Genomic DNA, 26655 nt, shown 5'->3' with positions numbered 1-26655 from the left:
TTCCCGCAGCGGCTTCACACGGCACGCTGCCAAACTGCTTGCGCCAGGCAAAGACCTGGTTGGCGTTGACGTTGAACTCGCGGGCGACGCGTGACACCGAGGCTCCAACGGCCTGCGATCTGGCAACGACATCACGCTTGAATTCGGTGGTGTGCCGGCGATAGGGGCCGCGTTTGGGTGACGAAATGACTGGTTGAATTTTTGTGTCCATAATTGAATTTGTGGGCACAATTCATTTCGCACCCAATTCAATCATGCGGACATCGGATCAGGCAGTACAGACGTTACTGGGAAGACGCTTACGCATCTCCTACATTATTGTGGCCATTGGAGTCGCGTCTGCGGGAGTCGCTACGCTAGTTTGGACCGGTCGTTGGTGGTAGTGCGATCGAGTCGAACCGATGCCATGTAGACCAAAGTCAATATGCCGGCAGCCAGGCTGCGGCGCACTAATTGATTCGCCTGGCTATTGCCCGAAGCACTCCACAGGCCAGGCAGAAGGCCGATTCAGAAAGGCGTGGTACCGCTCACGAGCGCGGCTATACCAGCGCTTGGACGAAGGCGCGGCTTCATTATTTGAATGCACATCCGCTTTGTGTTCATTGTGATCGTGACGGCATCGTTAAAGAGGCTGCGATTGTGGACCATATCATTCCACATCGATTGAAAGCGGCAGTAGATACGGGGATAGAAAGATCATGGTGAATCAGAGTTGATCTATGTCAAAGCGTGAACTGGACCCGCACGATACCCTGTGTTGAATGAATGTGGTCAGTCCCGAGTATTGACACATCCGATAACCGGAGGCTGTACATGTTTTCTTCCAGAAAATCCTTGCCCTCAATGGATGCAGTCAGTTTCGATGCCTCCTTGCTGCGCAAGCTGAACCAGCTTGGACCTCGGTATACCTCCTACCCCACGGCAGACAGGTTTTCAAAAGATTTCGATTCCGAAGACTATCTGCAAGCGGTTGCCAACAGGCGTGACATGGGTGCGCGCTATGCCTTGTCGTTGTATATGCATATCCCGTTTTGCGACACGATTTGCTACTACTGCGCCTGCAATAAGGTCGCCAGCAAGAGTCTTGGCAAGGCGGCGCTCTATCTGACCTACCTGAAGCGCGAGATATCGATGCAGGCGGAATTGTTTCAAGGCATGAATCAGGTCGAGCAATTGCATTTCGGCGGCGGCACGCCGACCTTCCTGACGGACTTGCAGATGACGGATCTGCTTGCGCACCTACACCGGAATTTTCAGTTTGCACCGGACGGGCAGGGGGAATATTCGATAGAGGTCGATCCGCGCACGGTTACGCCGAAACGCATCGTCACATTGCGGCGCCAGGGCTTTAATCGCCTTAGCCTCGGTGTGCAAGATTTCGATCCTGTGGTGCAGAAAGCCGTTAACCGGGTCCAGCCTGAGGAAGATACGCTCAGGATCATTGATGCTGCCCGTTATGCCGGCTTTCGCTCAGTCAGCATAGATCTGATTTACGGTTTGCCGAAACAGAATGTGATATCGATGGCGCAAACGCTGAGCAAGGTGATCGCAGCGGCGCCGGACCGGATCGCCGTTTTCAGCTATGCGCACATGCCGCATATATTCAAGCCGCAACGCCGCATCGCCGACGTCGACTTGCCGACGCCGGAAGCCAAGATCGACATGTTGTTCCTCTGCATAAAGCGGCTGACCGACGCTGGTTACGTGTACATCGGCATGGACCATTTCGCCAAGCCTGACGACGATTTAGCGATCGCCCAGCGACAAGGGCGCCTGCATCGCAATTTTCAAGGTTATTCGACGCACGCTGAGGCTGACCTGGTCTCATGCGGCGTGTCCGCCATCAGTGCCGTCGGCGCCAGCTATAGCCAGAACGAGAAAACCTTGGATGCCTATTATCAACACCTCGACCAGCACGCATTGCCGATTGCGCGCGGTGTCAAGCTGAGCATGGATGACTTGCTGCGACGGCTGATCATTCAACGCCTGATGTGCAATTTCGAGTTATCGCTTGCATCGATCGAGATCGCCTATCCGATCAAGTTCTCTGAATACTTTTCCACTGAATTGACGCAATTGGAATTGCTGGCGGCAGACGGCTTGCTCAAGCTGGATGACGAATGGATCACTGTGACCATGAGAGGGCGTTTGCTGATCCGTAATATCTGCATGGTGTTTGATCGCTATCTGGCCTTGGCGCAAAGCCCATTGCGTTATTCGAAAACCATTTAGGCGCTTGCATGGAATTACATCCGCCGGTCATGAAGCCGGCGGCCGATGATGCTGTCGAGACGCAGCATGTCTGGTAGAAGATAGGGCATTGCGGCTCGCCGCAGCACGCTATTTGACCGCCAGACATCGGCTGACGGCCTAAGGTCAGATGACCTGCGCCGGCGCGCTGGTGGGCATGCCGGAAAAATCGGTCCAGCAGCGGCGCTGAAAATCGTAGAGTTTGCAACGGCGTGCCGTATCAAAGTACCAGCGCCAGGAAAATTTCTGAATCACTATGCGCGACGGCAGCATGGTTTCCAGAATCTGCTGTGCTTTTTGCAGGCGATAGAGCGGGATGCTCATGTCGACATGATGGGCAGTGTGCTCCATGATGTGATGCAATAAAGCACCGATGCGGTAGCGAAAGGTGAGGTGGACCGTGGTGGAGACAAATGGCTGTGCTGCCGCCCACACGGTTTTCTGCTCGTACCAGGCGACGCCGGTATGGGTATGGTGGACATAGACCACAAAACCGATCATCGCGTTCCAGAACAGGAACGGGATCACAAAGCCGGCCAGCAAGATCAACCACACCGATTGTCCGGTAGCGAACGCGGCAGCGGTAAGCGCGGCAATCCAGGACAGTGCTGCGATCGTAACCAGCACGCCATCCCAGACGAAGACCGAGCGCCGGGTGGGCATTTTCTTCCGGCTGGGAAAATACATGCGTTGCCACCACATTTCAACCAGGTAGTACAACCAAGGTCCCCACCCGCTGCGATAGATGCGTTCCAGCCATTGGCGCCAACGCGGCAGGGCGCGGAATTCCTCCAGCGATAGCGGATGCCAGACAAAGTCGAAACCTTTCAGGTTGGTGTAGCCGTGATGCACCACGTTATGGCCGGCATCCCACAGGCTATATGGCGTCAGCGACGGCAGGAAAACCAGGCGGCCGAGCCAGCGATTGAGGCGCCGGTGCGGTGTGAAGCTTTGATGGCAGGCATCGTGGCCGAGAATGAACAGGCGGCCAATGATAAAGCCAGCGACCATGCCTAGCAATAATTTGGCTACGACATTGTGCAGCCAGACGGTGGCGGCAATCGCCAACGAGAACAGGATCAAATCGAGCAAGACTAGCGCCAGCGCACGGCCGGTGCTGCGCTGTGCGACTGGCAGCAGCCATGAACGGATTACTTTACGGTGCGGCATGGGAGCCGACGGCGATACCGGATCGGGTAAGCGGACGGGGATCATTTGGCAGGCCTTTGACAAAGAGATAAAATTTCGCCTGATCTTAGGCGATATAGAAAGGCCTGGCGTTGATTTCGATCAAAAACTTGCGGGTTTCTTCGTCAGTTTTTCCGTCAAGCGGGACGATATCTTTTTATGGGGGTGTCGCTTTTGTTGGCGCCCCAGGGATTTGGTACAACGATATTGAAGACAGATTCAATTGTTCCTGTTATACCGATTTGGCGCTACCTGGCAGATGGCCGTGCCGGTTCAGGTTGCAAGCGGCCAGAAACGGACATTTGTTCCACATCAAATCAAGAGAAGCCAACGGATGAAAAAAATTCTTGAAAAGCTACCTGTGCTCACACGTTTTTTGCGCATTTTTTTCGGCGTATGGGTTCTTGTGCCGGTATTTATATCGCCTATTGCGTCCGCCGAAGTCGAATGCACGGATCGTCCTGAGTGCTGGCCGGAAGGAAGCGCTATGCACACAGGGCTTCTACTGGTTCAGCAACAGAAAGCGGTTGAGAAACGTTTGGCTAGCAAGCACGATGAGCTGATTAAGCTTGTTTCTTCTTCATCGAGCACTGGAATTCCAGCGGATGGAAGGCTGTTGGCTGCACTCAAAACCCAGCAAGCCGCGTGGCTGAAATACCGAGCCGAAGAGTGTGAGTTAATTGGTTCTCTGACTGGTGCCGGTGGTACATGGCCTTCGACCTATGCCAACAAATGCGAGCTCAACCATTCCGAGCAACGTCTTCGCCGAGTGCGCTCAGCGATTTCGTGCATCGAGAAAATTCCTTTGGAAAAGCGGCCGTTCGAACAAAACAGCTGTTTGCAGCAGCTTGCTCCGCTTACGAACAAATAGGGCTGACACGTCATTCCAGCAGACCTGCCGCGGCAAGCCGCGACAGTCTGCTGAATGTCACGTTGAACGTCCGGTTTCAACTGACGGACATTCCCGCATGATCTCTTCGAAAAACAGGCGCTCGCTAGGCAGTTGTATCGTCTTCTAGCAAGGTTCCAGATGGAACACGCCGTCAAAGCCGAGTAACAGGATCATCGGTGCTTGCAAGATCAGGATAGGCGTGTTTGGGCGAGGGGGGGACGCCGTGCATCTAAACTGTCGGGAAGCATGGTATCGATACAATCGGCCAACGCCTCAACTCTCTCGCCCAGAATTCTTCCCCGTGGAGTCAAGGAATATTCCACGTGGGGCGGTACAGTCCCATAAGACTTCCGATGAACCAACCCGTGTGCTTCCAGGCGCTTCAAGGTTTGCGATAACATTTTTTCGCTCACACCGCCGACCATTCTGCGCAGCTCGCTGAAACGTCGAACTTCGCCCATCAGCACGATAAGCAGCAGTATGCCCCAAGGACTCGTGACGTCTTTAAGCATCTCACGACATGGGCATTCAGTTGATGGGAGTCCGTCGCGTCGGACTTGTTCGGAAAAGGACTTAGATGCGATCAGTTTGGTTTGCGTTGCCATCTCTACACTAACCTTTCGGTGCGTACTTACGGAAAGTAAGGTAATGCCTTATTGTAAGTGCCTTACTCAACCAAACCAAGGAATTTGTCATGATCGTTGTTACAGGAGCCACAGGGCAGCTCGGTCGTCTGGTAATTCAGAACCTTCTACGCACGGAATCCGCATCAAGCATCGTCGCTGTAGTTCGCGATCCAGCGAAGGCGGCCGATCTATCGATTCTCGGCGTTCAAGTCCGTCGGGCTGATTACACGCAGCCAGCGTCGCTTAGGACAGCGTTTGCTGGTGCGGATAAGCTACTGCTTATATCTTCGAGCGAGCTCGAGCCCGGACAGCGCGCCTCTCACCACCGCGCCGTAATTGACGCGGCGATTGATTGTGAAGTCAAGTTGATCGGATACACGAGCGTTCTACACGCCAGCACGTCTCCGTTGGGGTTGGCTGCTGACCACGTTCAAACCGAGGCGATGCTTAAAGCTTCAGCCATCCCGTTCGTTGTGTTGCGCAATGGTTGGTACACCGAAAATTACACGATTTCAATTCCAACGGCGCTGGCTTACGGTGCGCTGATGGGCAGCGCCGGCGACGGACGAATTGCTTCGGCTGCGCGGGCTGACTATGCCGCCGCAGCTGCCTTGGCGATGACGCTTCCCGATCAAGCCGGGCGGGTCTACGAACTGGCGGGGGATACTGCCTACACCTTGTCGGAGTTCGCGGCCGAAATCTCGCGGCAGTCAGGCAAGGCCGTCAACTACATGAACCTGCCGCGTGCGGATTACAAGGCGGCGCTCGTGGGTTTTGGTCTGCCCGAATCAGTCGCGGATCTGCTCGCAGATTCTGATAGCGGCGCTTCGCAAGGTGGCATTTTCGACGATAAGCGCCAGCTCAGCACATTGATCGGCCGACCAACAACGCCGATGGCTGAAACGATTGCAGCGGAACTTAAGGCATAGGTAATTGTTGGCACATTGCCGCCAAGCCCATGCTTTGTCAACCAACGCGATGCACCGCATTGCGCTGAGCTGTTGGTTGACTCGGTCTCTGTAGCGTCGAGGTTCGACTGATGACCAATTGATTAATTTAGCTGGCCGTGTCAACGATCAGTTGTTTGTTTTTCACAGGAGGTTTCAATGGGTATTCGATTTCTCAAGATCGCGGTGATCTATCTATTCGTCGGCGCATTGCTTGGCGGCTATATGGGGGCGACCGACAACTTTGTTTTGGCTCCGGTCCATGCGCATCTCGCTTTGCTAGGCTGGGCTTCGCTCGCGCTTGCGGGGTTGATTTATCACCTTTACCCGGCTGCAGCGCTGACGCTGCTCGCGCGAATTCATTTTTGGTTGCACAACATCGGCCTGCCATTTTTCATGCTCGGTCTCGGCTTGGTGCTTACCGGTCATACAGCTGCAGTTCCTATCGTATCCATCTCTGCCGGCTGCGTCACTATTGGCCTGGCGGCGTTCACCGCAAACGTTCTGATGAACGTGACGGCTATTGCTGGCCGACAGTAATCTGGTGGAGATCCGCATCGTCATATTTACTCCAGGAGCTGACCATGGGAAATTGCATTTTTTAATTCTAAATTAAGGAGAAATTAACAATGAAATACGGAATAGTGGGCGCCACCGGATTAACAGGGCTTGAGATTCTCAAACAGCTTCCCTCCCATGACGTTTCGGTATTTGTAAGGCAACCTGACAAATTGCCTAAAGAAATGAAGTTGGAGGTTATTCGCGGCGAAGTTTCGGATCAAGAAGCCCTGACAGCATGGGCGTCAAAACAAGAAACCGTGTTTGTTGCCTTGGGCCATCCCATGTCTTGGAATCTTGTCCGATACAATATTGGCCTCTCGCAAGACTACCCAATTAAGGGAATTTTAAAGGATTCGCTTTCGGCCGTTATGAAAGGAAAGCCAAAACGAATCATCTACATGAGTGCCTACGGCACCCATGAGACTCGATCCGATTTGCCATTTGTGGTTGGAAAAATATTTTTGCCAATATTTATTGGTGAGACTTACCGCGATCATGAAGAGGCTGAAACACTTTTAAGATCCTACTCCGAAGAATGGGTGGTAGTGCGCCCAGCTCAATTGACGAACGATGCTGCCCGCAAGCAGTACCGCACGGAAGTAAAATTAAATCCTTGGGGTACCGGAAAAATTTCGCGAGCGGACGTTGCTCATTTTATGATTCGCTCAGCTAAAGATACTTCATGGATCGGTCAAAAGGTCGGGCTATCTTATTAACTCGCTATATTTTTTATAGAGATAATTGACATGAGACTGCGCACTTCGCTGATCATTTTACTGCTCCCCCTATCCGCAGCCGCCGCCGAACCGATACAACTGGCTGTCGACATGCGCGACGTGCCACGCAAAATCATTCACGCGACACTGACCATTCCAGTGCAGCCTGGGCCTTTGACGCTGGCTTATCCGAAGTGGATGCCGAATGCGCATGAGGTGGCACCGATCGCTCAGCAGGTCGGGCTGACGATCAGCGCCAACGGCAAGCAGCTCGCTTGGCGGCGCGATCCGCTTGACCTCTACGCCTACCGCATCACGGTTCCCAACGGCGCGCACAGCATCGAAGTCAGGACCGACTTTATCACTGCGTCGGCGGGAGGCACGGCCGGAGGCTCGACCAGCGACAAGTTGGCGGTGCTGAGCTGGAACGACGTGCTGCTTTATCCTTACGCCGGCCCAGCCACGCGCGTGGACCGCATCGAAATAACGCCGTCGCTGTTGCTGCCCGCGGGATGGCGGTATGCCAGCTCACTGCATCCAGCTGACAACGCCGCCGTCGGCACTGCCGGCCCGATCGCATTCCAGACAGTGTCATTGGAACAGCTGGTCGATTCACCTCTGATCGCAGGCCGTTACTTCCGTGAGGTGCCGCTGGCGTTGGGAATCACTCCTCCCCACTATCTCGACATGGTGGCCGACGCGCCGGAGAACCTGGAAGTCAATCAGGCCTACATCGACAAGCTGTCCGAACTGATAAACCAAAGCAGTAAAATGTTCCGCAGCCACCACTACGATGCCTTCCGCATGCTCGTCACCCTGTCGGACGAGATCGAAGGACACGCAGCTGACCATCACCAGTCGCTAGATAACCGCCGCCCCGCGCGATTTCTGACCGATGAAGGAATGATGTCGCGCTATGCTAATTTTATGCCGCATGATTTGGTCCATAGCTGGAACGGTAAATACCGTCGGCCCGACGGCATGACCACGCCGAACTTCCAAGTGCCGGTCGACAACAGCGGCTTGTGGGCCTACGAAGGACTGACCGATTATCTGGGTGCCGTGCTCACGGCCCGTGCTGGCCTGTGGAACCGTGAACAATACCTCGGCATGCTGGGCACAAGCGCAGCCCTCTTCAGCCACCGTAGCGGACGCCAGTGGCGCGATCTGCAAGACACAGCGGTGGCGGCTATGGCTTTGTGGGACAAAGGCGGCGGCGCCTACGACAACTGGCGTCGCAACGGTTTCGAGTTTTACGGCGAGGGCGCCCTGATATGGCTGGATGTGGATGTCACAATGCGCAATCGCAGCGACGGCCGCAAATCGCTGGACGACTTCCTGGCGATGTTCAACGGTGGCGCCAATCTTGGCGCGCAAGTGAAGCCTTACTCGTTCACCCAATTGGTCGCCGCGCTGAACAGTGTGGTGCCGAACGACTGGGCGAATTTTCTCAACGAGCGCCTACATTCGCACAGCGGTGACGGTCCGATGGGTGGCATCACCGGCAGCGGCTACCGGCTGGTGTACCGAGACCGGCCCAGCGACTGGTCCAAGTCTAACGGCACCAAGGCATTTGAATATTCGATCGGCTTGAATATCAGCGGCGCCGGTGTGGTTGGCGACGTCCTTCCTGATAGCGCTGGTGCCAAGGCGGGCTTCGTGCCTGGCATGTCGATCACCGCGGTCAATGGGCAGCCGTACAGCAACGCCGTTATGCAGGAGGCGATACGGGATGCGAAAACCAACATCGCCGCCATCGAAGTTTCGTTGCGGGCCGCGGCACCGCTGCGATTGGACTATCACGACGGCGAACGTTTTCCGGTACTGGAACGCGTGCCCGGGACTCCGGATCGCTTGTCCGAGATCCTGCAGGCGCGCTGACATGTTGGGCTAACCGATCGCTCGGCCAGCAGCGTTGCTGGAACGGACGGCATATGGAATGGAGAGATAAATGAAGTTGGTGAAAGCTAAACAGGTTTATGCGATAGTCTGCGCACTATTTTTGTTGTGCAATATAGCCACTGCTGACGAAATCAATCAGGCAGGATGGCGGACCCACGTGATCGAATTAGCTAAGGCAAATTTTATACACCCAGCATGGGGATTTTCGCACAGCGTGCGTGACTATAATTTGGCCAAATCACTCGCCGAGCAAGACGAGGTAAAGCTTGACGACGACGTGCTATTCGCCTCTGCCTATCTACACGATATGGCTATGTTTCCAGGATGGGAAAAGCATGGAGTTGATCACGCCGACCAGGCAGCTGCCATTGTTGATACGGTATTGAACGGTAGCGGTTTCCCAGACGAAAAAATTGAAATGGTTCGTCTTGCGATCAGGACACATATGTATAACCGTGATCCGGCGGGTCCGGAAAGCGTCTATCTACATGATGCGGATGCACTAGACTGGCTAGGCGCGATTGGAATCATCCGAGCTTTTTCGATGATTGAGCCTAATGGAGGGCAACATGACAGTCATAACATGGTTGCGCTACTCGAAAATTACATGAAAAATGTGCCAAATCATGTAATTTCTCCGGCTGGGAAAATGCTGGCGGTCGAGCGTAACGCAGAGGCCATGAATTATCTTAAGCAATTGAATTCCGAAACTGCAAACTTGAATTCATTGTGAACCATTGGTCTTAATGAATTAGTCAGGCCGTGAAATGCGATGTCTATACCGGTATTGTGCGGAGTAAGAAGGGCGATATGGATCTACGGCAACAACTAGTTTTACCTTAATTTCTTCTAATTTGAAGGGGTAACAACGAGTGTCCGTTATGGAGAAATCCGTGTGACAGCTATGGGTCGAAATCAACCTGCTGCGGCCGGCTCGAAACGGCCGAGGCTGTGTAAAAACTCAAATCCGCAAAAAAATCGTGGGTAGGGAGACCCTTCCCGATACCGAGAAAATCGAATACAGCTCGATCTGAGAGGACGATTTTTAAATCGGTTAAAAATCTCTACGTTTTTACACAGCCTCGGCCAGGAGCAGCCACTGACAAATTCAGCCCAAAGCGGGCATTTGGACGTCATCATCGTATGCTACGCGTTGGTTTAATAAAGATTCGTACCTCTCTATCAAACCGGGTACGCAAAGCCCGCAGGATCTGCAGGCATCAGCATTTGGCGTGTATCCAATCTACAAGGCCATGCCGATGATTGAAAAATTAATTTCCGAAAATTGATTGGAAGACCTTATGAACAAACCACTTCTCGAAATGTTGGGATTGAAAAAAAAGCCGGTTACGACTCGTTCCGGGACAGTCACACGCATCGGATTTGCCCATCCCAGCGGGGAAACGCAAGGGTACTTTGTACTGGTGCTTGAGGGTGAAAGGGAGCCGATCAAATTCCTGTTTCAGAAACCGCGCAGCGATCTTGAAACACTGGCGCTCACGATGCCCGGCGACCAGCTGACGCTGACAATCAAAGGCGAGATCGGAGACGGATGGTGCCATGTCGTGGGCGTCACAAATACCGATTTAATGGCAGCGATCGCGGTAGGAATGACGCGATAGTTTGAGCAACAGCCAGATAGTGGTCTCTACATTGGCCATGTCAATGATCGGTTTTGAAAAATTTCTATCTACGGAAATTGCGTGTCACACGGAGATCACGCTATGTTGGCATATGTTACGCGAACATCCGCTACCGGCCAAAGGCAGGCGCTCACTCCTTGTTAAATTCGTAGAAAAATCAATATCTAAATACAGAAAAAATGGACCATCAATCTCACTTTGATATGCGCCTAAAAGAGCTAGAAGAAAAGGCTACTGGAAGACTCCTTATGGCAGACGTGTTTAGTAATACAGCCTTTGACGACTTGTATTCCTATGCCTGTGAAAAAGCAGTCAAATTAAAAACGGAGTTTGTTATCCCCAGACAGTACTTGGCATCGATTTTGGATGCTGCGAATGCTATTCGTAGTCGTGCGGAGTATTTGCCGGAGGTGAGATTGCATTTGAACGTTGCTCAGAATTTCGATGTGCTTTTAGGTCTTATTGCAAAAGGCGAGGCTCCAGAGGATAGAAAACCTGGAGTGCCGAGAATACTTTGAGCTTCAGTGCATTGATTTTGGTTAGTAACGGCAGCCTAAAAGTAGAGGAAAATTGCCAAATTTGAATGGCCGGTTTGGAGAATTCGCTATGTCGCCTTTGGGTCGAGGCTGTGTAAAAACGCAAAAACATGAAATTTTCGTGAGTAGAGTGACCATTACCGATATCGAAAAAATCGCGTAGCGGTCGTTTTGAGAGGCCAATTTTTACGTGCGCCGAATTTTTCTGCGTTTTTACAGAGCCTCGGTCGAATGGAGTCTATCGTGACTGGCTCAATTCGGCCATGAGCGGTCCGCGGCGCACTCCGCGAATTTGATGGTGTTGTTGTAATCTGCATGGCAACTTACCCAGCATTCGACAAGTGGGTACATTGAGGCGAACTGCTACAGGAGGGAATATGTCTGAGCGCGGCACCAAGCTTCACGGTTGCTGGCGGTTGGTTTCTTTTGATACTGAGCTTCAGGATTCAAAGGAACGCATTCAACCGTGGGGCGCCGACCCCAATGGCTACCTTATTTTCGACTCTGATGGGCGAATGATGGTGCTAATTACCGCAAAGGCGCGGGAGCCAGGGAATACAGATGAGAAACTGGTGGCGCTTTTCCGTACTGTGATGGCCTACACAGGACGATATCGGATAGATGGGGATAGGTTCATCACAAAGGTTGACTCATCTTGGAATGAAGCCTGGAACGGCAGTGAGCAGGAACGATCCTACAAGCTTGATGGAGACACGCTCGTCGTCTTTACGGCCTGGATGCCGAATCCGTTAGTATCAGGAAATCCAATAGGAAGAGCTATTCTCAGTTTTAGGCGCGAGTAATTTTCCCTACGCTGAGTTCGCAATTAGCCGCCAGTTTGCAGGTCATCCACTCGACGGTGAGTCTGGCAGCCGGGCAGCCATCTTTGAATGACCGCATTGTGGCGGTCTCCAGGTCGGCTTTGCTTCTTTTTTTGCCCGTCGCTAGGCACGTCAATCGATCACTTTTTGGTTTTAAGCAGTTTCAAGAAATCCCAAAGCCCGTATCTCCCTTTGCCCATGATGATGGGGTTTTTGTTTCGCGGCGTATCAATCGGGGCATTAACAACCAGCGCGCTCATCGCTGTCATTTTTTCAGTTGAGTGCCAATCCAAGCCAGACTGCAATTGCCACCAGCAGCAACCCAGGAAAGACTTGCATCGCAAAGCGCCGGTTGCCGCTGGTGAAAGCAATCACGCACTTGGAAAAGGTGTTGGCGGTAAATCCGGCGAGGATTGGTCCGGTGGCGGCCTGGCTGCTGATTTTTCCATGGGCTGCGAATGAGGCGGCGGAGGCGGCTACCGAGTGCGCGTCGGCGAAACCGCCGATAAAAGAGGCCAGCAGGAGGCCTCGGTTGCCGAGCCAGGCAGATAAGGCGCCCGACAGCAGCAGGATGGCTGAAATCATCAGCGACAACAATAGCGCGTCCTTGATGTCGACCCGGCTGTCCAGTTGCAGTCCCGCGCCCGGTTGCGAATGCACCGAACGGGCTGCCGTCAGCGCTGCATAGGCCAGTGCGGCGGCCAGCCCGCAGGCAAGCGGCCGGGCCAGCGCCAGGAACGTCGGCGGGTGCGTCACGAACAGCACGAGAGCCAGTTGCAGCACCGTCGCTACCGTCGACAGCACCGCCCCGGTGGCAGCGGCAGCGGCCTGGGCTGGGGTTTGGACGGCGCGCGCTCCCATTGCGCCGATGGTAGCGATGCTCGATACGAAACCGGAAAGCAGGCCGGTCAGCGCCAGCCCCAAGCGAGGACCGAGCAAGCGCTGAGCGATGTGCCCGAGCGCCCCGATGAGCAGCATCAATACGATGAAACGCCAGATTGCGTGCGGATTGAGCACGTCGTAGGGATCGATGGTGCGATCCGGCAGCAGCGGCCATAACACAAAGATAGCGGCGCCAAGGATCAGTGCGTTGTTCCACTCCTTCTGGCGCATTGCGATGCTGACGAAATGGTGCAGGCGGCCGCGTGCCGCCAGCACGATCGCCACCGATACGCCAAGTGCCGCCGCCAGCGAGACTGCACGGATCGCCAAGGCTCCCAGCAGCAGCGTCAGGATCAATGCGGTTTCCGTGGTCAGGCCGGGATCGTCTTGCGCTTGCTTGACATAGGCAGTGGCGAGGAGAGCGGTCACCGACAGGACCACGGCGGCAAGCAACAAGACGCTGTCGAGCAGCATGCTGCCTGCGCCCAGCAAGGCGACTACCGTAAAGGTACGAATGCCGGCAGGGCTGCGCGCCGGCCCGCAGCCTTTATGGCGTTCGCGCTCGGCGCCGATCAGCAAGCCGATGCCGGCGGCGACCGCTAGTGCTTCTGCCAGGTCAGCTGTCATTGTTGTGCGCCCGATGCCGCTCCTGCCTCAGGACTTGACGATCAATACCGGACGGTCGGCGATGCGCAGGTAATGCTCGGCAACGCTGCCCAGCATGAGCCGTTGCATGCCTTGCAATCCGCGCGATCCCATCACGACAGCGCTGGCGTTCCAGCGCTTGCCAACTTCCCTGATGAGATCGGCAACGCGCTTGTCGCGTGTCTCCAGGTCTAATATCTGGACATCGCCTCGGATGCCAAAGGTGTCGAACACATCCAGGGCAGCCTTCCTGATGTTTGCCGCCTGTTCCGCCGCTGCCTGCAGCATCGGTTCGCGCTGGAAATACACGACGCCTAGCAGGGGGAAAGCAAGAAACGGGTCGACATTGACATACAGCGCGCGAATCTCGCAGCCGTGCTCCTTGGCCAGTGCGCTAGCCTGGCGCAAAGCGCATTGCGCAAGTTCACTGCCGTCTACCGCCACCAGGATGCGCTTGAGCATGCCGGCTTTCCCGGAGACTGCAGGAGGCTCATGGTCAAGCTTTCCAGCCGCTTGCTCAATCGGGTGGACCAACAGCACCGGGCGCTCTGAAATACGCACGAAATGTTCGGCCACGCTGCCCAGCCACATGCGCCGTACGCCGCGCCGGCCATGGGTGCCGAGCACTGTCAGGTCGGCGCTCCATGTTTCGCCTTCCGCCTTGAGGGCGCCTGGAATGTCGCCGCCCAGCTCACGCAAGTCGGGCAGGCTGGTTTGCACCGCATAGCCTTGCGCATGCAAGGCCGCTTCCGCTTGGGCCAGCAATTTCTTTCCTTCAGCCATGTTTACTTCGCGCAGCAGCTCGATATAGGTGAAGTCTTCATTGATCATCGGATAGATGGTCAGGGGATCTTCCAGCACATGCACGATGCGCACGGCGGCGCCAGGCGTTGCAAAACTGGCAATCTTTGCCATTGCCTGATCGGAAGCCTGGCTGCCGTCGATAGCGAGCAGGATTTTCTTGTATATGGCCATGATGTGTCTCAAAAAGAGAAGCGTGGACAATGGCCGGATCCGCGCATCCTTGGACCCATGGTCAACGCAGTCCGGCCGGCAGTCTCGACATGGACGATCCGGTGCTGATGCGAGCCCATGCCTTGAAAATCATTGTATGTCCTGGCGGTAAGCCGGCAAGCGCAATTGAAGCAATGATTGACATAGATCAAACACATCGTCGCCGGCTGGCGCGGCGGCCGCTTGCCGGATTCCGTCGCCTCCTTGATCCGGCGAGCCTTGGCACCGCAGTCCTGCTGCCCGCGCTCAGTTCTTGAACGGCAGCATGCGCCGCAATGTCGTATCGCGGACCACGTAGTGATGAAACAGCCCGGCCGCAGCATGCAAGCCAATGAGGAAGTAGCCAATGGTGGCGCAGGTTTCATGCACGTCTTTTATTTGCGACGCCAGGTCCTTGTCCTGGCTGAGCAGCGCGGGCAGGTGCAAGCCAAAAAAGGGAATCGGCTTGCCGGCAGCGCTCAGCGTCAGCCAGCCGAGGATGGGCATGCCTATCATCAAAGCGTACAGCGCTACATGCATGGCGCTGGCAAACCACATTTGCCAGCGTGGCGGCGGCGGCTGGATCGGCGGCGTGGCGCTGGAGAACCGCGCCACCAGGCGTAACGCGACGATGGCCAGGACTGTCAGGCCAAGCATGTAATGCCACGTCATCATGCCGTTGCGGCCATCGCTGCCTTTAGGGAAAATGCCGCGCAGCTCCATCGTTGCATAGACGGCGATGAGCAGCAGCAAGGTCAGCCAATGGATTCCTATGGCGAGCGAACTATATTTGGCGGAGCCGTTGTTGTGCGTTACGTACATGGCGGGAGGCCCTCATTTTAGCTAGAAATTTGTGGCTCGGTCTGGCTTGGACCACTGCGAATCATCCAGTTTCACCTGCACCTTATATCAGCTCGGAATTAGGATCAACTTAGGAGCGCAGTCCAGGCAGCGATCCATGCATGGTAGCGCTATCGAGAGCGGCGATGCCGTCGCAGGTTAACGGGCGGAGCGGTAAGTTGGTGCCGATGGACAGGATGGATATCGCTTGCACCGGAAATATTCAACTTTATCCCTTCAGCGCATCTGAACCTGTGGACCAGGCTTGCCAAGAACAATAATTTGACGAAAATTTGATATACGTCAAATCCAGTGGTTATTTTGCTGATATATGTATGTCCGCACAGTCATGGAAATGGGGCGCTTCGAGTTTGCGTACGTTGACTTTCTCTCTGTCCTACTCGAAACCTTTCAAGAATAATTTCAAAACAGACTGAAGGGGAGGGGTGGTAAATGAATGTGTTCATTTCTCGAGATCGAAGAATCAGATATGTTGGCCTGATCGCCGTTATTCTTTTCTTTGCAGGCTTTTTCGCCCCAATCGCAGGCTACGCACTTCCCGCTTTCGCAAGGCAAACAGGACAGAATTGCGTGGCTTGCCATGCTGGCGGCCAGTTTCCCGAGCTGACTGCTTACGGGAGATTATTCAAGCTCACCGGTTATACGATCGGTACGCGGACCATTCCGCTATCTGCGATGGCGGTCGCCAGTTTCACCAAGAGTTCGAAGCCGGATGCCGATGTGGCGTTCGCCAAGGACGCGGTCGCCTTGTTTCAAACCGGCAGCGTCTTCCTGGCAGGAAAAGTCACTGACAATGTCGGCGCGTTTGCGCAATGGACCTACAATAACTACGACAGCCAAAATCAGGACACCGGCAAATGGCAAGGGAAATGGGCCTCCGATAATTTCGACTTGCGCTATGCCGATCGATTTATTAGCCCGACCCAAGACTTTATTTTCGGCGTCAGCCTCAACAACAATCCTTCCCTCACCGATCCTTGGAACACTGCTCCTGCGTGGATCCAGTATGTCCCCACCCAATTCGGAGTCACCGCGCCCGACGCCAGCCCCATCATTAGCCAACTGGGTACCCAGGTTGCCGGGCTGACAGCCTATGCTTTCTGGAACAAGACGCTGTACGCCGAATTGGCTGCATACCAGACCAGCAACGGCGTATGGTCATTCTTGAGCCAAGGCACGAAAGCGCAGGACCAAACGAACCTGAAGGGCAGCAATCCCTACATACGGCTTGCGCTCAGCCATGACTGGGGCCCGCATAGCGCAATGATCGGGATACTTGCCATGAATGCCCAACTTTATCCCGACAACACGAATCCGGTGGGGCCGACCACACGCTATCGCGACCGCGGGGTGGACGCGCAATATCAATATTTGCTGGATCCGCATACCGTCACGGCGCAGTTCAGCTATATCAGGGAAACCATCACCAACGGCGACGTGACAGGCGTTGCCAGCAATGCCTCCAATACGCTTAATCAGCTGCGGCTGAAAGCGAGCTACGTCTATCGGGCAAAATACGGTACAAGCCTGAGCTATTTCAGCACCACGGGAAGCTCGGATCCGACCTTGTATCCGGATGTCGCAGCCAATCCAGGTACACGCGGCTGGGTTCCCGAAATATTCTGGATGCCGGTGCAATACGTTCGCATTGGCGTCCAATACTATGCCTACACCCAGTTCCATGGCGCCTCCAGCAACTACGACGGTTCCGGGCGCAATGCCAAAGACAACAACACGTTGTTTCTCTATGTGTGGGGAGCGTACTAAATGAGAAGCCATGACGACCAGCCTGCGCGTCTCGGAACTGCAGATGCGAAATTCAAGGACTTGAAGCAGAGGGGGATTCATCTTTCCCTGAGCTTGATTCTCGTCGCAGGGGTGGTGGCTTGCAATTTGCCCGAACGCTCTCGCTCGCTGGGAGATCCAACGGTGGCGGCCAAAACGCTCGCGTTGCAGGTTTGTTCCAATTGCCATGGCGTTCAGGGAGTTTCGACCTCGCCCAATTTTCCGAATCTGGCGGCGCAATCGGAATCCTATCTGGTGGAACAACTGAAATCTTTTAAAAGCCATGGCCGTTCGGATCCCGCCGGCTTCGAGTATATGTGGGGCATCAGCGCTCGCTTATCCGACGAGCAGATCAATGGACTGGCTGCCTATTTCTCTTCGCAGGCTCCCCCTCCAGGAAGGCCCGGAAACCCGGCATTGTTCAAGGATGGCCAGAAAATCTTTGAAGACGGCATTGCTGCAAGCAAAACACCTGCCTGCTCCGGCTGTCATGGTGCGCATGGCGAAGGCATTCAGCAATTCCCGCGGCTTGCAGGCCAACATGCCGATTACATCATTAAACAACTGATGGTTTTTCAAAGGACAGACGAACGGCCCGAGGGCGCCATGATGAAAAGCATTGCGCACGAACTTACGCCGGAAAACATGAAGAATGTCGCTGTCTATCTGGAGGCAATGCCAGCCGCGCAATAACGTGTTGCGGCACCTTCAGCCGTGCGTTTGCAAGCCCCGACCGGATGTTGACAGACCCCAATCATTTTGGCGGAAGTTAACGGCTGACCGTCGCGATTTAAAAACTCAACAGCCGCGGATTGATCTATATCAAAGTACTTTCCGTTAGCGCTATGTATATTGCTCCGAACAGATATGGCCGGCCTCATGCGTCGACCAATCCAATCATCGGAGTCCGCTCATGTCAACTTCAAGAAAAACGTCTCCCACATGTGATGCGGAAAATCATGATGCTGCGTTGCTTACGGGGCCGAATGAGGAGGGGGCAGGCTATAAGCCTAGCCAAAAGGCATGCTGTCATTGGCAAACGCGTACCGCCCGGAGCATGGGGCGGGCATGAACCTCCTGCCGATTTTCCTGATAGGGCTGCTAGGGAGCGTCCATTGCATTGGCATGTGCGGCGGCATCGTCAGCGCCTTGTCGGTGGCCGCGAAGCCACCGGCGCGTGTAATCCGGTTGCGGCTGGCGACTGGCGGCATTGTTCAGGAATCCTCAAGGCAAACCTATCTCATGCAGCTGCCGCGCGTGCTCGCCTACAACAGCGGCAGGCTGTTCAGCTACGCGATTGCAGGAGCCATGGCCGGCGGCATGGCCCAAAGCGTGCGTGTCATGGCGTCGCTGTCGTCGCTGCAGATAGGCGCCTATTGGCTGGCCAACCTGATATTGATAGCGCTGGGCCTGCACCTGATGGGGGCCTGGCGTGGCTTGAGCTGGCTGGAAGCGCTCGGGCAGGTTGCCTGGCGGCGTTTGCAGCCGGCCATCAGGTTGTTGCTGCCGATGGACAGTCCGGCCAAGGCGTTGATGCTGGGCGCTTTGTGGGGCTGGCTGCCATGCGGCATGGTCTACAGCGTACTGCTGACCGCAATGCTGAGCGGCGATGCCCTATCCGGTGCGACGGTGATGCTGGCGTTCGGATTGGGAACCTTGCCTATGCTATTGATGCTCGGCGTGATGGGAATGCGCCTGAAAAGCCGGCTGCTCGATCCGCGGGTCCGTATCGCCGGCGGCTTTATTGTGCTGCTGTTCGGATTGGCGGGCATTTTCCGGCTGGCTAACGGATTGTCCCTGGGCTGGCTTGATGCGATCTGTATCGGCGCGGCGGGAGCAGGGCATTGACTGCCGCCTCGATCGGCCTTTCGTTGCCCCCTGTGCCCTCGTCGGACGCCGCTCCCGAGCCGGCCTCCGGCAACTGCTTTCATTGCGGCCTGCCGCTGCCGCCATCTGCAGCAGGACAGCACTGGTCCGTCATGATCGGACAGCTGCCGCGTGCGATGTGCTGCCCGGGCTGCGCAGCGGTCGCACAAACCGTTGCCGATAGCGGCTACTCCGATTATTACGTCACTCGCACGGCTTTTTCCAATCGTATCGACGGCGATGGGCTGGTTCCGCCGGAACTGCAGCTGTATGACGACGAAGACGGTTATTCGCAATTCGCCACCGTGCTTGAGGATCCTGCCGGCCCGGCTGCCGGTCTGCTGGAAGCGACCCTGGCGCTGGAAGGGATTCGTTGCGCGGCCTGTGTCTGGCTGATCGAGCAACGGCTGGCGCGCTTGCCGGGGCTGCAGCTGGCCAGCCTGAATGTGGCCGGCGAGCGCCTGCATGTGCGCTGGGACAAGACGCAATGCAAGCCCAGCGATATCCTGCATGCGCTGCACGAGATTGGCTACAGCGCCTACCCGTTCGATGCGGCCAGGCAAGGAGAGCAGCTGCGCAAATCCGGCAAGCGCCTGTTCCGCCAGACGTTCATCGCCGGACTGTGCATGATGCAAGTCATGATGTACGCGGCTCCCGCCTATTTCGCCGCGGCAGGCAGCATCGACCACGCACAGCTCCAGCTGATGCGTTGGGCCAGCCTGCTGCTGACCTTGCCGGTGCTGTGCTACTCGGCGCTGCCTTTCCTGCATGGCGCCTGGATCGGCATCAAGTCGCGCCATTTCGGCATGGACCTGCCGGTAGCGATTGGCGTGGCGGCAGCGTTTGCCGGCAGCGCAGCGGCGACCGTGCGCGGTTCCGGCGAAGTCTATTTCGACACCGTCACCATGTTCGTTTTCCTCCTGTTGTGCAGCCGTTACCTGGAGCTGACGGCGCGGCGCAAGGCGGCCTCGACGCTGGAGCGCCTGCAGCAGGCATTGCCTGGTTCCGCTACCCGCCTGCTTGACTATCCGCGCGCGATGGACAGCGAAGTGGTTGCCGCCGCAAGATTGGCCAAAGGCGACCTGATCCTGGTCAAGCCGGGCGAAGTGATCGCTGCCGATGGCGTTTTGCTGAGCGGCAGCAGCAGGATTGACGTTTCCTTGCTGAGTGGCGAGAGCAAGCCTTTGCCTTGTGCTGCCGGCGACGCCTTGCCCGGCGGCGCGGTCAATTGCGGGCAAGCCATGGTGCTGCGGATAAGCCGGGTAGCGCGCGAAAGCACCTTGTCAGCGCTGCTCAAGCTGGCAGAGCGGGCGGTCCAGTGCAAGCCGCGCATGGCGCAATGGGCCGACCAGGTCGCCGGCTGGTTTGTGGCGGCCCTGCTGTTGTGCGCATTGCTGGCGTTTTGCGCCTGGCAATGGCTGGACCCGGCGCGTGCCTGGCCGATCGCAATCGCGGTGCTGGTGGTGTCCTGTCCTTGTGCCTTGTCCCTGGCGACGCCGTCGGCGCTGGCGGCGGCCACCGACAGGCTGCTGCGCAGCGGCATATTGATCGTGCAGCCGCATGTGCTGGAAACACTGCACAGGGCGACCTGCATCATTTTCGATAAAACCGGCACGCTCACCGTGGGCAAGCCGGTGCTGAAAAATATTGCAGTACTGGGCGGCAGCGCCAGCGAGCGATGCCTGCAGATAGCGGCCGCAATGGAAATGTCCAGCGCCCATCCTCTGGGAGCGGCTATCGTTGATGCCGGCCGCGGCATATCGCCGCAAGCGGCCGCATTGCGCGTCGAGGCAGTCAGCCAGGTGGCGGGAGAGGGGGTGCAGGCGGAGTTCGACGGCGTCCTGTATCGACTCGGTTCAGCGTCGTTCGTGGCAGGACTGGCCGGTAACGCGACGCCCGCCACACCCCCCGCGGACGCGACCGTGACGCCAGTGTTTCTTGGCCGGGATGGCGAATGGCTGGCGCGTTTCGACCTGGCCGACGCGATACGGGAAGACGCCCGCCAGACCATCGCCTATTTCCAGCGCCAAGGCAAGAAGGTGATATTGCTGAGCGGCGACGACGGCCATGTGGCGCAGCATGTAGCGCGTGAATTGCATGTCGATGACACTTACGGCGCGCATTTGCCGGCGCAGAAGCTGGCATTCGTGCAAGCCTTGCAGCGGCGCGGCGAGATCGTCGCCATGATAGGCGACGGCGTGAACGATGCCGCTGTACTGGCTGCCGCCGACGTTTCCTTTGCCATGGGGGCGGGTGCCGTGCTGGCCCAGGTCCATGCCGATGCGGTGCTGCTGTCGGATCGATTATCGACGTTGGCAGATACCGCCAGGCTCGGCGCGAGAACCATGCACGTGATCCGGCAGAACCTGGCCTGGGCGTCAGTCTACAATCTGCTGGCTATCCCGGCGGCTGCGCTGGGCTTGCTCAATCCCTGGCTGTCGGCGGCGGGCATGTCGTTCAGTTCCGCCCTGGTGGTGCTCAACGCGTTGCGGTTGCGTAACAAGATATAGGGGCATGGATATGGAAGCGCTTTATCTGCTCATCCCGATCAGCACCGTGCTGGTGTTCCTGGCGATCTGGGTGTTCATCCGGGCTTCCGACAGCGGCCAGTTCGACGACATGGTCGGTCCCGCGATGAGGATCCTGCTGGACGACGACCGTCCCGGGCCGCCAGAAAAGGCCGTTTCCGATTCGCCGCCCGACAACGGCGCCGCGAAATAATCTCCATCAATGCAGCGCTATTTGATTCACATCAAAGAACAACTTCCTGCAGCCATTTAACCTCGCTCCATTGCAGTGGTATTTTGGGGAGAGAGGAACGTGGAAAAAGCGCTTAGCTACAACTATAAGGTCGTCAAGCAGTTTTCGATTGCAACGATCGTGTGGGGAGTGGTCGGCATGCTGGTCGGCCTGCTGATCGCCGCACAGCTGGCATGGCCTGCAATGAATTTCGATATTCCCTGGCTGAGCTTCGGCCGGCTGCGGCCCTTGCATACCAACGCGGTGATCTTCGCGTTCGGCGGCAGCGCGCTGATGGCAACTTCCTACTATGTGGTGCAACGGACTTGCCAGGTGCGCCTGTTCTCGGATGGCTTGGCCGCATTCTCCTTTTGGGGCTGGCAGCTGGTGATCGTGCTGGCGGCGATAACCCTGCCGATGGGCTACACCCGCGGCAAGGAATATGCCGAACTGGAATGGCCGATCGCTATCCTGCTGGCCGTGGTCTGGGTGGCGTACGCCGTGGTGTTTTTCGGTACGCTGGCCAAGCGCAAGGTGGCGCATATCTATGTGGCCAACTGGTTCTACGGCGCTTTCATCATCGCTGTAGCGCTTTTGCACATTGTCAACGGCATGGCGATGCCGGCTACCTTGACCAAGTCCTACTCTGCCTATAGCGGCGTGCAGGATGCGATGATCCAGTGGTGGTACGGCCACAATGCCGTGGGATTTTTCCTGACCGCGGGTTTCCTCGGCATGATGTATTACTTCATCCCCAAGCAGGCCGAGCGTCCGGTGTATTCCTATCGGCTGTCGATCGTGCATTTCTGGGCGCTGATCTTCACCTACATGTGGGCCGGCCCGCATCATCTCCATTACACCGCATTGCCGGACTGGACCCAGTCGCTGGGCATGGTGTTTTCGCTGATCCTGCTGGCGCCGTCCTGGGGTGGCATGATCAACGGCATGATGACCTTGTCGGGCGCCTGGCACAAGCTGCGCACCGATCCCATCTTGAAATTCCTGGTGGTGTCGCTGTCGTTCTACGGCATGGCGACCTTTGAAGGGCCGATGATGGCGATCAAGACCGTCAATGCCTTGTCGCACTACACCGACTGGGGCATCGCCCATGTCCATTCCGGCGCGCTGGGCTGGGTCGGCTTCATCACGATGGGTTCGATGTATTACCTGATTCCGCGCCTGGTAGGCAAGCAGCAGATGTGGAGCGTGAAAATGATCGAACTGCATTTCTGGATGGCCACCATCGGCATCGTCCTGTATATCGCTGCAATGTGGATTGCCGGCGTGATGCAGGGTTTGATGTGGCGCGCGGTGAATCCCGATGGCACGCTGACTTACGCCTTCGTTGAAGTGGTCAAGGCTACTTATCCCTATTACGTGATTCGCTTCTTTGGCGGCCTGCTGTACCTGGGCGGCATGCTGCTGATGGCTTTCAACGTATTCAAGACCATGCGCTACAGCTTCCCGGTGGATACGCGCATTGCCGTGCCGCGCATTCATCCCGTGGCGCCGCTGGCGCCTGCGGCCACGGCGGTGGCTGAGGCGGCGGAGGTCCTATGAAACGGCTGATCCATTCTGAACCTGGGGCACTGGCATGAAATTTTCACATGAATCGATAGAAAAAAATCACTGGCTGCTGATCGGGCTGGTGATCCTGGTTGTCAGCGTCGGCGGCCTGGCAGAAATCGTGCCTCTGTTTTTCCAGAAGTCGACTACCCAGCCGATTACCGGCCTGCGGCCGTATTCGCCGTTGAGGCTGGCGGGGCGCGACATTTACATACGTGAAGGCTGCTACAACTGCCACTCCCAGATGATCCGGCCATTCCGGGCCGAAACCGAACGCTATGGCCACTATTCGGTGGCCGGCGAATCGGTCTACGACCGGCCGTTCCAATGGGGATCGAAGCGCACCGGCCCGGACCTGGCGCGCGTCGGCGGCCGCTATAGCGACGAATGGCACCGCGCCCACCTGCACAATCCGCGCGACCTGGTGCCAGAGTCGAACATGCCGGGCTATCCATGGCTGGAATCGACGCGCCTGGTTCCTGACAATATCGTGCCGCACCTGCGCGCGCTGCAGCGCCTGGGCGATCCTTACACCGATGCCGAGATCGCCGCCGCGCCCGCGGCGTTGCAAGACAAGACCGAGCAAGATGCGCTGATTGCCTATCTGCAGGGATTGGGCATACAAATCAAGGCGGAGAGATAACCATGGCCATCCAAAAAATACTGATCGATGCGCACAGCATCATTACCGTGATCAGCTTTGTCACGTTCATCGGCATTGTCTGGTGGAGCTACGTTCGGCGGCGTCCCAACGATTTCGACGAGGCGGCGCTATTGCCTTTCGCCGACGACCAGGAGCAATTCGCCAAGGTGAAGGCGGAACTCGATGCCAGGGAGCGTCGCCATGGCTGATTTTACCGATGGATTCTGGAGTCCCTATATCACCATATTGACGATACTGAGCATCTTCGGCTGCGGCGTGCTGCTGTGGATGCAGTGCAGCCGCAGGGTCACGCTTGAAGCGGGGCAGGATCCCGCCGACAATACCACCGGCCATGTCTGGGACGGCGACCTGGGGGAATTGAACAATCCCTTGCCGCGCTGGTGGATGTGGCTGTTCTACGTGACCATCGTCTTTTCCCTGGCTTACCTGGTGCTGTATCCCGGCCTCGGCAGCTTCGCCGGCCAGCTTGGCTGGAAATCCAGCGGCGCCTATCAGGACGAGTTGAAGAAAGCCGATGCCGACTACGGTCCCATGTTCAGCAAATACCTGCATCAGGACTTGAAAACCGTCGCCGCCGATCCGCAGGCCCATGCGATCGGTGAACGCCTGTTCCTGACTTACTGTGCGCAATGCCACGGCTCCGATGCACGCGGCAATAAAGGCTTTCCCAACCTGACCGACCAGGATTGGCTGCATGGCGGCGCGCCGGAAACCATCAAGGCCACCATCATGGAGGGGCGCCATGGCGTGATGCCGCCCATGGGCGAAGCATTGGGGGGCGACAAAGATGTCGAGAACGTCGCACATTATGTGCTGAGCCTGTCCGGCTCGACCCACGATCCGATCAAGGCGATTTTCGGCAAGCCGAAGTTTGCCGCCTGCATGGGCTGCCATGGACCCGGCGGCATCGGCAACCAGGCCATCGGCGCGCCTAACCTGAGCGACAAGATCTGGCTGTACGGCGGCAGCGCCGACACCATCATGGAAACCATCCGCAAGGGACGCGACAACACCATGCCGTCGTTCAAGGACTTCCTCGGCGAACCGAAGGTGCATGTACTCGCCGCCTATGTGTGGAGCTTGTCGAACCATCCCGGTAGCGTAGCCGCACTTGATCGCCCGGCTGCTGCCTCGCAATGACCATACACCCGGTAGCCAGCCATGAGCACGCGTGATTCTTCTCCCAAGACTGCCGTTGTCAGGATGTACCAGGCGCGGCAGCAGATATATCCGCGCGATGTGGGCGGGCGTTACGCCACGCTGCGCTGGTTATGCGTATGGCTGACGCAGCTGGTTTTTTATGGCATGCCGTGGCTAAGGTGGAATGGCCGCCAGGCAGTGCTGTTCGACCTGGCCGCGCGCAAATTCTATTTGTTCGGCGTTGTGCTGTGGCCGCAGGATTTTATCTATCTTGCGGTGCTGCTGATTGTCTGCGCGTTCTCACTGTTCCTGTTTACAGCCATCGCCGGCCGCGTCTGGTGCGGCTACGCTTGCCCGCAAACGGTATACACCAAGATATTCCTGTGGATAGAAAGCCGGATAGAAGGGCCGCGCAGCGCGCGCATGCGGCTCGACCGGCAGGGGTGGTCGCCCGACAAGCTGTTGCGCAAAAGCGGCAAGCACCTGGCCTGGGTCGCCGTGGCGTTGTGGACCGGCTTTACATTCGCCGGCTATTTCACGCCTGTCCGCGATCTTGCGCGTGAAGCAAGCGTGCTCAGCCTGGGATCGTGGGAATGGTTCTGGGTCATGTTCTATGGCTTCGCAACCTATGGCAATGCGGGCTGGATGCGAGAGCAGGTGTGCAAATACATGTGTCCTTATGCACGCTTCCAGAGCGCCATGTTCGATCGCGATTCCTTGATCGTTACCTACGATGCGGCGCGCGGCGAGCCTCGCACCAGCCGCTACCGGAAAACACTGGAACCGGCGTCTTCGCCCTGCATCGATTGCAGCATGTGCGTGCAGGTTTGTCCGACCGGGATCGACATCCGGGCTGGCCTGCAATACATGTGCATCGGCTGCGCAGCCTGTGTCGATGCCTGCAATATGGTGATGGACCGGATCGGTGCGCAGCGTGGATTGATCCGTTATTCAACGGAACATGCGATGGCGGAGAATTTACCGGCGGCTGCCATCCTGCGCCGGGTTTTTCGCCCGCGCGTGCTGATTTACAGCTCGGCGCTGCTGGTGATCGCGGCGATTTTCCTTGGCTCGCTGATACTCAGGGTTCCGCTCAAGATAGATGTGATTCGGGACCGTGGCTCCATGGGCCGGGAAGTCGAAGAAGGCATGGTTGAGAATGTCTATCGGCTGCAGGCGATCAATACCGACGAATTGCCGCATCGTTACAAGATCAGCGTGACTGGCATCGATGGCATCGCGCTTTCCGGCGATAGCGAGGTGACGCTCGCCGCCACCGAGACGCGCCTGGTTCCGGTGCGGGTAAGAGTGCCGCACGGGCAAGGCAGGCCCGGCTCCAACAGTATTTCTTTCAGGCTGCAGGGGCTCGATGGCGCGAGGTCGCAGGTGAATGAAAAGGCCGTGTTTTACATACCTGGATGAAACGGCCAGG

The 26655-nt window shown here is 56.7% G+C and carries 27 protein-coding genes; 21 read left to right on the top strand and 6 right to left on the bottom strand.

The genetic code is table 11. The features are described from left to right. Positions 1-211: transposase (locus BM062_RS19720; protein ID WP_139220133.1), on the bottom strand; the 211-nt coding region annotated here is incomplete at its 3' end. Positions 212-813: 602 nt separating this feature from the next. On the opposite strand from BM062_RS19720, the gene hemN reads away from it, so the two are divergent. Further along, complete coding sequence (gene hemN / locus BM062_RS19715; protein WP_092399976.1) at positions 814-2232, top strand: oxygen-independent coproporphyrinogen III oxidase; 1419 nt, start codon at positions 814-816, stop codon at positions 2230-2232. Between the two features lie 144 nt (positions 2233-2376). Here the strand turns inward: hemN and BM062_RS19710 are convergent, their stop codons facing one another. Next, complete coding sequence (locus tag BM062_RS19710; RefSeq protein ID WP_254785171.1) at positions 2377-3465, bottom strand: fatty acid desaturase; 1089 nt, start codon at positions 3463-3465, stop codon at positions 2377-2379. A gap of 307 nt (positions 3466-3772) precedes the next feature. Between BM062_RS19710 and BM062_RS19700 the strand changes: the two genes are divergently transcribed. After that, positions 3773-4309 carry a lysozyme inhibitor LprI family protein gene (locus tag BM062_RS19700; RefSeq protein ID WP_175501093.1) on the top strand — a complete coding sequence of 179 codons (537 nt, stop codon included), beginning with the start codon at positions 3773-3775 and terminating at the stop codon, positions 4307-4309. A gap of 209 nt (positions 4310-4518) precedes the next feature. On the opposite strand, the gene BM062_RS19695 is transcribed toward BM062_RS19700, so the two are convergent. Continuing rightward, entirely contained in the window at positions 4519-4842 is a 324-nt protein-coding gene (locus tag BM062_RS19695; protein WP_371326613.1) for a winged helix-turn-helix transcriptional regulator, read from the bottom strand. A 182-nt stretch (positions 4843-5024) separates the two neighbouring features. Between BM062_RS19695 and BM062_RS19690 the strand changes: the two genes are divergently transcribed. From BM062_RS19690 to BM062_RS19655, 8 genes are all read left to right on the top strand, one after another. Beyond that, positions 5025-5885, top strand: coding sequence for an SDR family oxidoreductase (locus tag BM062_RS19690; protein WP_092399966.1), 861 nt, complete (start codon positions 5025-5027; stop codon positions 5883-5885). Between the two features lie 177 nt (positions 5886-6062). Further along, entirely contained in the window at positions 6063-6443 is a 381-nt protein-coding gene (locus BM062_RS19685; RefSeq protein WP_092399964.1) for a cytochrome-c oxidase, read from the top strand. An 89-nt stretch (positions 6444-6532) separates the two neighbouring features. Beyond that, positions 6533-7180, top strand: a complete 648-nt coding sequence (locus tag BM062_RS19680) for an NAD(P)-dependent oxidoreductase (RefSeq protein ID WP_092399962.1) — start codon at positions 6533-6535, stop codon at positions 7178-7180. 30 nt (positions 7181-7210) lie between these two features. After that, positions 7211-9061, top strand: a complete 1851-nt coding sequence (locus BM062_RS19675) for a M61 family metallopeptidase (protein ID WP_092399960.1) — start codon at positions 7211-7213, stop codon at positions 9059-9061. A 70-nt stretch (positions 9062-9131) separates the two neighbouring features. Beyond that, the gene (locus BM062_RS19670; RefSeq protein ID WP_092399958.1) at positions 9132-9815 is read left to right on the top strand and encodes an HD domain-containing protein; all 684 of its coding nucleotides are present in this window, start codon (positions 9132-9134) and stop codon (positions 9813-9815) included. Positions 9816-10383: 568 nt separating this feature from the next. Beyond that, positions 10384-10704 (top strand): hypothetical protein, encoded by a 321-nt coding sequence (locus BM062_RS19665; protein WP_092399956.1) that lies wholly within the window; start codon positions 10384-10386, stop codon positions 10702-10704. Between the two features lie 200 nt (positions 10705-10904). Further along, positions 10905-11243, top strand: coding sequence for a hypothetical protein (locus BM062_RS19660; RefSeq protein WP_092399954.1), 339 nt, complete (start codon positions 10905-10907; stop codon positions 11241-11243). Between the two features lie 395 nt (positions 11244-11638). Further along, the gene (locus tag BM062_RS19655; protein ID WP_092399952.1) at positions 11639-12064 is read left to right on the top strand and encodes a lipocalin-like domain-containing protein; all 426 of its coding nucleotides are present in this window, start codon (positions 11639-11641) and stop codon (positions 12062-12064) included. Positions 12065-12355: 291 nt separating this feature from the next. On the opposite strand, the gene BM062_RS19650 is transcribed toward BM062_RS19655, so the two are convergent. Continuing rightward, entirely contained in the window at positions 12356-13591 is a 1236-nt protein-coding gene (locus BM062_RS19650; RefSeq protein WP_092399950.1) for an MgtC/SapB family protein, read from the bottom strand. Between the two features lie 27 nt (positions 13592-13618). Then, positions 13619-14584, bottom strand: a complete 966-nt coding sequence (locus tag BM062_RS19645; RefSeq protein WP_092399948.1) for a universal stress protein — start codon at positions 14582-14584, stop codon at positions 13619-13621. 89 nt (positions 14585-14673) lie between these two features. Here BM062_RS19645 and BM062_RS25275 point away from each other — a divergent pair, with 89 nt between their 5' ends. Beyond that, entirely contained in the window at positions 14674-14880 is a 207-nt protein-coding gene (locus tag BM062_RS25275) for a hypothetical protein (RefSeq protein WP_139220132.1), read from the top strand. Here the strand turns inward: BM062_RS25275 and BM062_RS19640 are convergent. Beyond that, a complete protein-coding gene (locus tag BM062_RS19640) occupies positions 14870-15424 on the bottom strand; it encodes a cytochrome b (RefSeq protein WP_092399946.1) in 555 nt (184 codons plus the stop codon). The genes BM062_RS25275 and BM062_RS19640 overlap by 11 nt on opposite strands. Positions 15425-15895: 471 nt before the next feature. On the opposite strand from BM062_RS19640, the gene BM062_RS19635 reads away from it, so the two are divergent. From BM062_RS19635 to ccoG, 10 genes are all read left to right on the top strand, one after another. After that, positions 15896-17230, top strand: coding sequence for a cytochrome C (locus BM062_RS19635; RefSeq protein WP_254785170.1), 1335 nt, complete (start codon positions 15896-15898; stop codon positions 17228-17230). Continuing rightward, positions 17231-17941, top strand: a complete 711-nt coding sequence (locus tag BM062_RS19630) for a c-type cytochrome (RefSeq protein ID WP_092399944.1) — start codon at positions 17231-17233, stop codon at positions 17939-17941. A 375-nt stretch (positions 17942-18316) separates the two neighbouring features. Then, a complete protein-coding gene (locus BM062_RS19625) occupies positions 18317-19096 on the top strand; it encodes a sulfite exporter TauE/SafE family protein (RefSeq protein WP_092399942.1) in 780 nt (259 codons plus the stop codon). Next, complete coding sequence (locus BM062_RS19620; RefSeq protein WP_371326612.1) at positions 19093-21624, top strand: heavy metal translocating P-type ATPase; 2532 nt, start codon at positions 19093-19095, stop codon at positions 21622-21624. Before BM062_RS19625 ends, BM062_RS19620 begins: the two co-directional genes overlap by 4 nt. Before the next feature lie 10 nt (positions 21625-21634). Next, positions 21635-21835, top strand: coding sequence for a cbb3-type cytochrome oxidase assembly protein CcoS (gene ccoS / locus BM062_RS19615; protein ID WP_092399988.1), 201 nt, complete (start codon positions 21635-21637; stop codon positions 21833-21835). A gap of 99 nt (positions 21836-21934) precedes the next feature. Further along, a complete protein-coding gene (ccoN, locus tag BM062_RS19610) occupies positions 21935-23413 on the top strand; it encodes a cytochrome-c oxidase, cbb3-type subunit I (protein WP_092399940.1) in 1479 nt (492 codons plus the stop codon). 34 nt (positions 23414-23447) lie between these two features. After that, a complete protein-coding gene (gene ccoO, locus BM062_RS19605; protein WP_092399938.1) occupies positions 23448-24062 on the top strand; it encodes a cytochrome-c oxidase, cbb3-type subunit II in 615 nt (204 codons plus the stop codon). A gap of 2 nt (positions 24063-24064) precedes the next feature. Continuing rightward, on the top strand, positions 24065-24271 hold the full coding sequence (locus BM062_RS19600) for a cbb3-type cytochrome oxidase subunit 3 (protein ID WP_092399936.1): 207 nt from the start codon (positions 24065-24067) through the stop codon (positions 24269-24271). Continuing rightward, positions 24264-25223, top strand: a complete 960-nt coding sequence (gene ccoP / locus BM062_RS19595) for a cytochrome-c oxidase, cbb3-type subunit III (RefSeq protein WP_092399934.1) — start codon at positions 24264-24266, stop codon at positions 25221-25223. The genes BM062_RS19600 and ccoP overlap by 8 nt, the downstream gene beginning before the upstream one ends. Before the next feature lie 21 nt (positions 25224-25244). Beyond that, the gene (ccoG, locus tag BM062_RS19590) at positions 25245-26645 is read left to right on the top strand and encodes a cytochrome c oxidase accessory protein CcoG (RefSeq protein ID WP_092399932.1); all 1401 of its coding nucleotides are present in this window, start codon (positions 25245-25247) and stop codon (positions 26643-26645) included. Positions 26646-26655: the final 10 nt, after the last annotated feature.

Source organism: Collimonas sp. OK412, from assembly GCF_900112135.1.
Classification (GTDB): Bacteria; Pseudomonadota; Gammaproteobacteria; order Burkholderiales; family Burkholderiaceae_D; genus Collimonas; species Collimonas rhizosphaerae.
Note: the sequence above shows the minus strand (reverse complement) of the source record. Positions and strands in the feature narration are given on the sequence as shown.